The sequence below is a fragment of the Deltaproteobacteria bacterium genome (genome assembly GCA_016875225.1).
Taxonomy (GTDB): Bacteria; Myxococcota_A; UBA9160; order SZUA-336; family SZUA-336; genus VGRW01.
This window is the reverse complement of sequence record VGRW01000005.1, coordinates 88,473-98,517: the sequence shown is the minus strand read 5'-3', so window position 1 is coordinate 98,517 and position 10,045 is coordinate 88,473. Positions and strand designations below refer to the sequence as shown.

The window sequence follows — 10,045 nt, the reverse complement described above, 5'->3', positions numbered from 1 at the left end:
CGCCGCGGTCGAGATCATCGCCGGAATCCGCACGCACGGCATCGATCTGCGCAAGGTTCCGGCCTGCATCTACAGCCAGCCGCAGGTCGCGAGCATCGGACTCTCCGAGGCGGACGCGCGCGCGGCGGGTCACGACGTGAAAGTGGGCAAGGCGCCGTTCGCCGCCTCGGGAAAGGCCGTGGGCATCGGCCACACGGAGGGCTTCGTGAAGCTGGTCTCGGACGCGAAGTACGGCGAGATCCTCGGCTGCCAGATCATCGGGCACGGCGCCACGGAGCTGATCAACGAGGTGGCGCTCGCGATGACGCTCGAATCGACGGTGCGCGAGGTCGGCGAGACCTCCCACGCGCATCCGACGCTCTCGGAGATGTTGATGGAGGCGGCGCTCGCCGCCGAGGATCGCGCGCTCAATTTCTGAGCCGCGATCGGGAGACCCCGCGCGAATGTCCATGACCGTCTCGATGCCGCAGATGGGCGAGAGCGTGGTGGAGGGAACCGTCGAGCGCTGGCTCGTCGCGGAAGGGGAGCGCGTCGCCAAGGACCAGGTGCTCTGCGAGATCACGACCGAGAAGGTCGATGCAGAGGTGGTCGCGCCCGAGTCTGGGGTGGTCGTGAAGCTGCTCGTCCCGCAGGGCACGACCGTCGCGGTCGGGACCGAGCTCGTGGTGCTCGATGCGCAGGGCGCAGCCACGCGAACCGAGGCTCCGCCGGCTGCGGCCGCGCCGAGAGCTGTCGAGACGACGCCGGAGCCGACGCGGGTCTCGCCGGTCGCGAGGCGCATGGCCGAGGAGCGCGGCATCGACGTCGGAAGCATCGCGGGAAGCGGCGTCGCCGGTCGCGTGACGAAGGCCGACGTGGCCGCACACGCTCCCGCCGCGGCAGCGCCCGAAGCGGCCGCGAGATCCGCGGCGGGAACGCTCGGCGATTTCCTCGCGAAGCTGCGCGTCCCCACGCACCGCGTCGCGCCCGAAGACAAGGTGATCCCGTTCACCGCGATACGGCGGCGGATCGCGGAGCACATGGTCGTCTCCAAAGTCGTCTCGCCCCACGTCGGCGCGGTGGCGGAGGTCGATCTCGCCAAGCTCGCGAAGCTCCGCGAGCGGGCCAAGAAGGAGTTCGAGCGCGCGCACGGCTTCGGTCTGACCTATCTACCGTTTGCCGTCGCTGCGACAGTCCGCGCGCTTCGCGACTTCCCGCGCATGAACTCGGCCGTGGTCGGAGACGCGATCGTCGAGCGCGCGGGAATCCACATCGGGATCGCGGTCGAGACCGAGCGCGGCCTGCTCGTGCCCGTGATCAAGGACGCCGATCGGCTCTCGCTGATCGGCCTGGCCGAGGCGATCAACGTCCTGGCGAAGCGCGCCCGCGATCGGGAGATCAGCGCGGACGAGCTCGCGGGCGGCACGTTCACGCTCACCAATCCGGGACGCGAGGGGAACCTGTACGGATTCGCGGTGATCAACCAACCGCAGGTCGGGATCCTTCGCATGGGCGAGGTGAAGAAGCGTGCGATCGTCGTCGAAGCCGGCGGCGAGGACACGATCGCCATACACCCGATGATGTACATGGCTCTCTCGTACGACCACAGAATCATCGACGGCGCGACCGGGAACGGCTTCCTGTTCCGCGTCGGGAAGTACCTGCAGGCCGCCGAGTTCGAGCTCTAGGAGTCGAGCATGACGATCGCCGCCGCCGACCAGATCACGATGTACCGGAACATGGTGCTGATCCGCCGCTTCGAGGAGGGCGTCGCCGAGGCCTACGCCGACGGCTTCATCGGCGGCTTCACGCATCTGTACATCGGCCAGGAGGCGGTCGCGACCGGTGCGATCACCGCGCTGAATCACGACGACTACGCGATCGGCACCTACCGCGTGCACGCGCACGCGCTGGTGCGCGGCTCCACGGCTCGCTCGCTGATGGCCGAGCTCTACGGCCGCGCGACGGGCGTGTGCAAGGGCAAGGGCGGGTCGATGCACTTCTTCGACGCGCAGCACTACTTTCTGGGCGGCTACGGAATCGTCGGCGGGAACCTTCCGATCGGCGTCGGCGTCGCGCTCTCGATGCAGATGCAGAGCCGCGACGCGGTGGTGATGAACTTCTTCGGCGACGGTGCCTCGAACCAGGGCGTCTTCCACGAGGCCTTGAACATGGCGAAGCTCTGGAACCTGCCGGTGATCTTCGTCTGCGAGAACAACTTCTACGGGATCGGCACGGACGTGCGCACGTCGTCGTCCTTCAACGAGATCCACAAGAAGGCGCAGGGCTACGGCATCCCCGGCCACGTCGTGAACGGAATGGACGTGCTCGCGGTGCGGGAGAAGTGCGAGGAGCTGGTGCGCTTCGCGCGCCAGGGCGGAGGCCCGGTCCTGCTCGAAGCGCGCTGCTACCGCTACCAGGGCCACTCCATGACGGACGCGGGCAAGTACCGGAGCGTCGCCGAGGCGGAGCTCTGGAAGAAGCGGGATCCGATTCCGCGGCTGGCGAAGTCGATGCTCGAGGCCGGCATCGTCGATGCCGCTCGGCTCGAGGCCGTCCAGGCCGAGGCGAACGAGGTCGTGACCGACGCGATGCGCTTCGCGGAAGCGAGCCCCTGGCCCGCGCCCGAAGCCCTCTACCAGGATGTGTACGCGGAGGACGCCAGTGCCTGAGATCCGCTACTACGAAGCCGTTTCGCAAGCGCTCGCCGAGGAGATGACGCGCGACCCGCGGGTCTTCGTGCTCGGCGAGGACGTCGGGCTGGTCGGCGGCACGTTCCGAGCCACCGAGGGACTGATGGCGGAGTTCGGCGCGCGACGCGTGCGCGACACGCCGATCGCCGAGGCGGGAATCATCGGAGTCGCGATGGGTGCGGCGATGACCGGCCTGCGTCCGGTCGCCGAGCTGATGACGCTGAACTTCGGGATCGTCGCGATGGACCAGATCATCAACCACGTCTCGAAGGCGCGGTACATGTTCGGCGGGCAGGCGCAGCTGCCGCTGGTGATCCGGGCCGCGGCCGGCGGCGGCACGCAGAAGGGCGCGCAGCACTCGCACTCGATCGAGTCGTGGTTCGTGAACGCGCCCGGCATTCGCGTCGTCATGCCCTCGACGCCGTACGACCTGAAGGGCCTGCTGAAGACCGCCATTCGCAGCGAAGACCCGGTGCTCTTCATCGAGCACGAGATGCTCTACAACTCCAAGGGGGAGGTCCCCGACGGGGAGGTCCTGCTCCCGTTCGGCGTCGCCGACGTGAAGCGCGCCGGTCGCGACGTCACGATCGTCGCCTGGTCCAAGATGGTGCACGAGGCGCTTCGCGCGGCGGAGCTGCTCGCACACGAGGGTATCGAGGCCGAGGTGATCGACCTGCGCACCCTGGACCCGCTCGATCGCGACACGATTCTGCGTTCGGTGCTGCGCACGCGCCGCGCGGTGGTGGCGGAGGAGGGCTGGCGAACCGTCGGCGTCGGCGCCGAGATCGCGTCGCAGATCCACGAGGCGCTCTTCTACGAGCTCGAGGCGCCGGTTCAGCGCGTGGCCGCCGCCGATGTTCCGACGCCGTACGCGGCGAATCTCGAGAAGCTCGCGCTTCCGGACGCGCAGCGAATCGTCGAGGCCGTGCTGAAGATCACGCTCTAGCCGAAAGACCGGGAGAACTCCGATGCCCAAACAGATCCGCATGCCCAAGCTTTCCGACACGATGGAGGAGGGGCGGCTGATCGCCTGGCGCAAGCGGGTCGGCGACTCGGTGAAGCGCGGCGAAGTGATCGCCGAAATCGAGACCGACAAGGCCGACATGGAGTTCGAGGCCTACACCGAGGGCGTGGTGGCGCAGATCGTGGTCGAGGCCGGCGCAACGGTTCCGGTCGGCACGCTGATCGCGGTGCTGCGTCTGCCCGGCGAGAGCGAGGGCGATGTCGCGGCCGCGACGGTGGAACAGCCGCAGGCGGCACCCGCTGCACCGGTGGCGGCGCCCAAGGGAGCTGCGGCGAAGCCCGTGGCTGCGGGCGTGGCCGTCTCCGCGCCGGCCTCCGTTTCGGGAGAGCGATTGCAGCCGACCCTTCTCGCCGACGACGATCGCATCCGCGCCACCCCGAGAGCGCGGCGCATGGCCGAGGAGAAGTCGATCGACCTCTCGGAGCTCGAAGGAACGGGACCGGGCGGCGCGATCCTCGTCGCGGACTTGGAGGCGTATCTCGCCGAGCTCGTCGCGCAGGAGCCCGAAGCCGACGGCACGCGCGCCACTCCGCTGGCGCTGCGCATGGCGAGCGACGTCGGGACGGATCTCGAAGCGGTGAAGGGAAGCGGGCCCGGGGGACGGATCACGAAATCCGATCTGCTCGCGCACTGGGAGCGGGAGAAGTCACTCGGCAAGGCGCGTGAGTCGGAGCTGTTCCGCGGCGCGCTGCAGCTCTCGCAGAAGCGCAAGGCGCTGATCCGGAACATGGTGCGAAGCAAGGCCGAAGCTCCGCATTTCTACGTCGAGGTCGACGTCTCGACCGATGCGCTGCGCGAGGTCCGCGACCAGGCGAACCGCGAGGCGGGCGACAAGCGGGCGCGGCTCACCTACACGCACCTGATGATCAAGGCCTGCGCGCTCGCGCTGGAGCGCTTCCCGATGGTGAACGCGACGTTCCGCGCCGAGGAGAACGACATCGCGCTCTACGAGGCGATCAACATCGGCCTGGCCGTCGACGTCCAGGACGAGCTGGTCGCGCCGACGGTCAAGGACTGCCAGGGCAAGTCGGTCTGGCAGCTCGCCGAGGAGGCGAACTCGCTGATCCAGCGCGCGCGAATGCGCAAGCTGCAGCCCGCGGATTACGCGGACGGAACCTTCACGATCTCGAACCTCGGCATGTTCGGCGTCGACCGCTTCTACGCGATCATCACCCCGCCACAGAGCTCGATCCTCGCCGTGTCCGCGATTGCCGAGCGGCCGATCGTCCGCGACGGGAGGATCGAGATCGGATCCCTCACGACTCTCGGCCTGTCCGTCGACCACCGCGTCCTCGACGGCGTGCGCGCGGCGCAGTTCCTGGCCGAGATCAAGCGATTGCTCGAGACGCCGCGCGAGCTGGTTCAGGATGGACACGGTTTCGGCAGCTGACGCGCTCGCCGTCCGGCACCTGGGGCGCGTGCCGTACGCGGACGCGCTGGCGCTGCAGGAGGATCTGCGCGCGCGGCTCGCGCTCGGCGAGGCTGCGGAGACGATCCTGCTGCTCGAGCACCCGGACGTGATCACCTACGGCCGCGGCGCGAAGGACGGAAACACGCGCGCGAGCGACGCGGATCTGCGACGGCTCGGCTACGAAGTCTTCCGGGTCAATCGCGGCGGCGACGTGACCTGGCACGGCCCCGGGCAGCTGGTCGGCTATCCTCTTCTCGATCTCGCGCGCCACGGCTCCGACGTGCACGCGTACCTGCGCGCTTTGGAGGGCGCGTTGATCGAGGTGCTCGCGGACTTCGGAATCGACGCGTGCCGCCGCGAGGGCTACGCCGGCGTCTGGCTGGATCCGCGCCGCAAGATCGCGTCGATCGGCGTGGGCTTGCGGCGCTGGCTCACGCTGCACGGCTTCGCACTGAACGTGAACTGCGATCTGGCCCGGTTCGACGTGATCGTGCCGTGCGGGCTTGGCGACGTGCGGATGGTGAGCATGGCGAGCGTGCTCGGGCACGAGGTCGACTTCGCGGCCGTGGCTTCCCGTGTCGAGGTCGCCCTGCGCAAGGTGTTCCATTGAGCCAGCCGGAGCCGCGCGCCGATCGGCCCGCCTGGCTGCGCGCGCGCTACCGCCAGACGCCCGAGCTCGACGGGCTGCTCGCGCTGGTGCGCGACGAGCGGCTGAACACCGTCTGCCGTTCCGCCGCCTGCCCGAACATCGGGGAGTGCTGGTCCCGGGGAACCGCCACGTTCATGATCGGCGGCAACCGCTGCACGCGGGCGTGTGGGTTCTGCGACGTCGCGACCGGTCGCCCGGACGCGCTCGATGCGGACGAGCCGGATCGGGTCGCGAAGGCCGTCGCCCGGCTCGGACTGCGCTTTGCCGTGGTGACCTCGGTCGCGCGCGACGATCTCGACGATGGCGGCGCCAGCCACTTCGCGCGCACGATCGAGGCGATCCGCGCGCGGGCGCCGAGCTGCCGGATCGAGGTCCTGATTCCCGACCTGAAGGGGTCGATCGAAGCACTGGGCGTGGTGCTCGCCGCCTCGCCCGACGTGCTGAACCACAACCTCGAGACGGTCGAACGCCTGCAGCATTCGGTCCGGAAGGCCGGGCGCTACGACCGGTCGCTCGCGCTGCTCGCGAACGCCGCTCGTCTGCGCACCGACATCCCGACCAAGACCGGGCTGATGCTCGGGCTCGGCGAGCGCGAGGCCGAGATCCGCCAGGCGCTCGTCGACATCCGCGCGCAGGGCTGCCGGCTGCTCACGATCGGCCAGTACCTGGCGCCGAGCGCGGAGCACCTGCCGGTCGCGCGCTGGGTCACGCCCGACGAGTTCGACGCCTGGGCGCGCGAGGCGCGCGGGCTCGGCTTCGCCGAAGTCTTCTCGGGGCCGCTGGTCCGCAGCTCCTATCGGGCCGAGCAGCTCGCCGCCGCGGCGCTCGGTTGAATCCGAGACTCCCTATTCTATAATCGCGCCGCGCTTGGGGATTTCGGGCGCGGGGGTCGAAGTGCCGGGACGGGTGGTGAAGGTGCGGCGCAATGAGCGCCTGGGCTGGGCGGAGCGCCTCTACCTGCCCACGATCTTCGTCGGGCTCGGCATCACGGCTCGCGTATTCTTCCGCAGCCTGTGGGGCTACCTCAGCGGCAAGCCCACGACGTTCGTGGTGCAGTACCCGGAGGAGCGGCTCGACTACGCCGACGCCTTCCGCGGGCACCCGGTGCTCGTCCAGCTCGAGAGCGGGAAACCGAAATGTGTCGCGTGCGGGCTGTGCGAGTTCGCCTGCCCGACGGACTGCATCACGATCCTGCCCAGCGAGACGGCGGAACGCATCGAGCGCATTCCCGGCGTCTTCGACATCGACATGTCGCGCTGCATGTTCTGCGGGCTCTGCGAGGAGGCCTGCCCCGAGGAGGCGATCGTGATGAGTCGCGACGTGGAGCTCGCCGCCACCGAGCGCGGGCCGCTTCTGTTCCATCTGAAGGACCTGTTGCGGACGGAGGAGCAGGTTCAGCGCCGGCTCGACCTGATCCGCCGCGACTACGCACGGCCGTCATGAGCTCGGCGGACGATCTGCTCGAGCACGTGAAGCGGCTGCTCGGGAGCGACGTGCTGGATTCCCACTCGCAATGTGGCGACGCCACGGTGATCGTGCCGTTGGGGGCTGCGCGCGAGTGTTTGCGGCGGCTGAAGCTCGATGCCGAGCTGGCGTTCAACGTGCTGATCGATCTGACGGCGGTCGATCATCTCGGTCGAGAGCCGCGCTTCGATCTCGTCTACCACCTGGCCTCGATCGACGCGGTGCCGCGCGAGGATCGAACCGCGGCCGTCCACCGTCGGCTGCGGGTCAAGACGGCCGTGCCGGAGTCGCCCTGCGCGGCAGACTCGGTCTGCGAGGTCTGGTCGGCGGCGAACTGGTTCGAGCGCGAGGTCTTCGACCTGTACGGCATCGAGTTTCGCGGCCATCCCGATCTGCGTCGGATCCTGCTCTACGACGAGTTCAAGGGCCATCCGCTGCGCAAGGACTACCCGAAGGAGCGGCGCCAGCCGCTGCTCGGACCCCGGAACTAGGAGACCGAGTTGGCCGCGCCCGCCGCAATCCCGTCCCGACGCCAGAAAGGCGATCTGCACACCGAGACGCAGCTGATCTCGATGGGGCCGTCGCACCCGGCGACCCACGGAACGGTGAAGATCATGCTCGAGATCGACGGCGAGCAGATCGTCGAGATGGACGTGCAGATCGGCTATCTGCACCGCGGATTCGAGAAGGAGTGCGAGAGCGGAACCTGGTACCAGGCGATTCCCTACACCGATCGGTTGAACTACAACTCCGCGATTCTCGCGAATCTGGCGTTCTGCATGTCGGTCGAGAAGCTGCTCGGCTGCGAGATCCCGCGCCGCGGGCAGTGGGTACGCACGCTCGCGAGTGAGCTCTCGCGTATGGGCGATCACCTGACCAGGCTCGGAGCCGCATGTCTGGAGCTCGGCGCGATGACTCCGTTCCTGTACGGAATCGAAGCGCGCGAGCTGGTCTGGGATCTGCAGGAGATGCTCTGCGGAGCGCGAGTCACCTCGAACTACGTGCGCATCGGCGGTGTGCAGCGAGAGATCACCCCGGGGTTCCTGGAGCGCCTGTCGAGCTCGTTCGTCCGCATCGAAGAGCTGCTCCGCGATTTCGACCGGGTCGTGACCTCCAATCGCATCTTCGTCGACCGCTTCCGCGACACCGGCATGCTCCCGCTTGCGAAGCTGATCGACTACGGAGTCACCGGGCCGCTGCTGCGCGCGGCGGGCGTTCCGCTGGATCTGCGCAAGGCCGAGCCGTATCTGGTCTACGAGGAGATCGACTTCGACGTCCCGGTCGGCTCGACCGGCGACAACTACGACCGCTTCCTCGTCTGCCAGGAGGAGCTGGTCCAGAGCATGCGCATCGTCCGCCAATGCGTGCCGGTGATCGAGAAGACCGCCGGCGAGCCGCTGAACGTGGCCGACCCGCGCATCCGCTGGCCGGCGAAGGAGCGTGTCTTCGGCCGCATGGAGGAGCTGATTCAGCAATTCAAAGGCGTGACCGAGGGCATCCGCGTTCCCGCGGGCGAGGCCTATGCGGCCATCGAGTCACCCAACGGAGAGCTGGGCTTCTACATCGTCTCCGACGGCACGGGAAAGCCATACAAGGTGCGATGCCGGCCGCCGAGCTTCGCGAACGTCGCGCCGATGCGGCACATGCTCGTCGGCGGAATGCTCGCGGACATCGTCCCGACCTTCGACATGATCAACATGATCGGGGGGGAGTGTGACCGCTAGCGAGCTCACTCATTCGAACGCGCGCGATCGCTTCGGCCTGCCGGACGAGGTCGTCGGCAGCGTGAACGAGCCTCGCACGTTCGAGGAGAACGGGGTGCGCTGGAACGAGAAGTGGGTCTATCTGCTCGAGCACGGCGCGAGCCGCCTCGTGTACTGGCACCGCTACGACTGCCGGGGCGTCTTCGCGGCGGCCGCGGACGGGAGCGTGGAACGGGAGTCGCTCTGAGCGGACGGCCGGAGCTAGTGCCCTTCGGGCTGGAGCTGCGCCGCGACGGGAGCTTCTGGCACGAGGGGGTGCGCGTGACCCACCCGCGGCTCCGCGAGGCGTTCCGCGCGGGCGTGCGCTGGGCGGACGCAGAGCGCGTCTTCGTCGTCCAGCTCGGCCGCTTCCGCGGCTGGCTCGACGTCGAGGACACCGCCTTCTTCGTGGACGCCTACGACGAGCCGACCGGCGAGGTTGCGATCTCGAATCGATCCCGCGAGCCGCTGGCGGCAGAATCGCTCCGCGTCGACCCCGACGGCGTGCTGCGATGCAGGCTCGCAACAGGCTTCGCCGCCCGCTTCACTCGCGCCGCCCAGGCGGAGCTTCTGGCCGCCGTCGAGATGGCCGCGGACGGAGTTCTGGTCCGAGCCGGACAGCGGCATGCGCGCGCTCCCGGCCTCGACTCGTCGTCTTGAAGGCGTCCGGTCGAACCCTTATAAGCTAGGCTGCTCGTCCGATGGCGCCGTGGCCAAGTGGTAAGGCAGAGGCCTGCAAAGCCTTCATCCCCGGTTCGAATCCGGGCGGCGCCTTCTCTCGCACCGACGGGCCGGCCGCGTCTCGCGCGGCAGTCCAGCCCGCGCCCTCGTGAGCCCCGGTTCGCGCTACGCTGTCGCTGCCCGGATGGTGGAACAGGTAGACACGAGGGACTCGAGGATGGGTCTCCCGCGCGGCAACGCGCGGGTAAGAAACTGGGTGAACTCAGGGAAACCTACACGCGCGACTGCGCGCGCACGGCAATCCTGAGCCAAGCCGCGGAGGGCAGAGGTTTCGCGGAAGGTGCAGCCCCTAGCGGGGTGAGCCCCAACGATAATCCCCGCCGAAGAGCGCCCAGCACCCGT

12 protein-coding genes and 1 tRNA gene are annotated in these 10,045 nt (G+C 68.7%); all 13 read left to right on the top strand.

The window, feature by feature from the left end; genetic code table 11:
• On the top strand, positions 1 to 418 hold a 418-nt coding region (locus tag FJ108_02870), incomplete at its 5' end, for a dihydrolipoyl dehydrogenase (GenBank protein ID MBM4334840.1).
• A gap of 31 nt (positions 419 to 449) precedes the next feature.
• On the top strand, positions 450 to 1,667 hold the full coding sequence (locus FJ108_02865; GenBank protein ID MBM4334839.1) for a 2-oxo acid dehydrogenase subunit E2: 1,218 nt from the start codon (positions 450 to 452) through the stop codon (positions 1,665 to 1,667).
• Positions 1,668 to 1,676: 9 nt separating this feature from the next.
• Positions 1,677 to 2,651 (top strand): pyruvate dehydrogenase (acetyl-transferring) E1 component subunit alpha, encoded by a 975-nt coding sequence (gene pdhA, locus FJ108_02860; protein ID MBM4334838.1) that lies wholly within the window; start codon positions 1,677 to 1,679, stop codon positions 2,649 to 2,651.
• Entirely contained in the window at positions 2,644 to 3,618 is a 975-nt protein-coding gene (locus FJ108_02855) for an alpha-ketoacid dehydrogenase subunit beta (GenBank protein MBM4334837.1), read from the top strand. The genes pdhA and FJ108_02855 overlap by 8 nt, the downstream gene beginning before the upstream one ends.
• A 22-nt stretch (positions 3,619 to 3,640) precedes the next feature.
• On the top strand, positions 3,641 to 5,086 hold the full coding sequence (locus FJ108_02850; GenBank protein ID MBM4334836.1) for a 2-oxo acid dehydrogenase subunit E2: 1,446 nt from the start codon (positions 3,641 to 3,643) through the stop codon (positions 5,084 to 5,086).
• Positions 5,064 to 5,717, top strand: a complete 654-nt coding sequence (lipB, locus tag FJ108_02845; protein MBM4334835.1) for a lipoyl(octanoyl) transferase LipB — start codon at positions 5,064 to 5,066, stop codon at positions 5,715 to 5,717. The genes FJ108_02850 and lipB overlap by 23 nt, the downstream gene beginning before the upstream one ends.
• Positions 5,603 to 6,589, top strand: coding sequence for a lipoyl synthase (gene lipA / locus FJ108_02840; GenBank protein ID MBM4334834.1), 987 nt, complete (start codon positions 5,603 to 5,605; stop codon positions 6,587 to 6,589). The genes lipB and lipA overlap by 115 nt, the downstream gene beginning before the upstream one ends.
• The gene (locus FJ108_02835; protein MBM4334833.1) at positions 6,552 to 7,199 is read left to right on the top strand and encodes an NADH-quinone oxidoreductase subunit I; all 648 of its coding nucleotides are present in this window, start codon (positions 6,552 to 6,554) and stop codon (positions 7,197 to 7,199) included. The genes lipA and FJ108_02835 overlap by 38 nt, the downstream gene beginning before the upstream one ends.
• On the top strand, positions 7,196 to 7,711 hold the full coding sequence (locus FJ108_02830; GenBank protein ID MBM4334832.1) for an NADH-quinone oxidoreductase subunit C: 516 nt from the start codon (positions 7,196 to 7,198) through the stop codon (positions 7,709 to 7,711). The genes FJ108_02835 and FJ108_02830 overlap by 4 nt, the downstream gene beginning before the upstream one ends.
• A gap of 81 nt (positions 7,712 to 7,792) precedes the next feature.
• Positions 7,793 to 8,944, top strand: coding sequence for an NADH-quinone oxidoreductase subunit D (locus FJ108_02825; protein ID MBM4334831.1), 1,152 nt, complete (start codon positions 7,793 to 7,795; stop codon positions 8,942 to 8,944).
• A complete protein-coding gene (locus FJ108_02820) occupies positions 8,934 to 9,170 on the top strand; it encodes a hypothetical protein (GenBank protein ID MBM4334830.1) in 237 nt (78 codons plus the stop codon). Before FJ108_02825 ends, FJ108_02820 begins: the two co-directional genes overlap by 11 nt.
• A gap of 17 nt (positions 9,171 to 9,187) precedes the next feature.
• On the top strand, positions 9,188 to 9,622 hold the full coding sequence (locus FJ108_02815) for a hypothetical protein (protein MBM4334829.1): 435 nt from the start codon (positions 9,188 to 9,190) through the stop codon (positions 9,620 to 9,622).
• Between the two features lie 43 nt (positions 9,623 to 9,665).
• Positions 9,666 to 9,736, top strand: a tRNA-Cys gene (locus FJ108_02810).
• Positions 9,737 to 10,045 lie beyond the last annotated feature (309 nt).

What these genes read in the sequence shown, in the direction of transcription:
- FJ108_02865 (MBM4334839.1), top strand. Translation starts at nt 450, where the DNA reads ATGACCGTCTCGATGCCGCAGATGGGCGAGAGCGTGGTGGAGGGAACC.
- pdhA (MBM4334838.1), top strand. Translation starts at nt 1,677, where the DNA reads ATGACGATCGCCGCCGCCGACCAGATCACGATGTACCGGAACATGGTG.
- FJ108_02850 (MBM4334836.1), top strand. Translation starts at nt 3,641, where the DNA reads ATGCCCAAACAGATCCGCATGCCCAAGCTTTCCGACACGATGGAGGAG.
- lipB (MBM4334835.1), top strand. Translation starts at nt 5,064, where the DNA reads ATGGACACGGTTTCGGCAGCTGACGCGCTCGCCGTCCGGCACCTGGGG.
- FJ108_02830 (MBM4334832.1), top strand. Translation starts at nt 7,196, where the DNA reads ATGAGCTCGGCGGACGATCTGCTCGAGCACGTGAAGCGGCTGCTCGGG.
- FJ108_02825 (MBM4334831.1), top strand. Translation starts at nt 7,793, where the DNA reads ATGGGGCCGTCGCACCCGGCGACCCACGGAACGGTGAAGATCATGCTC.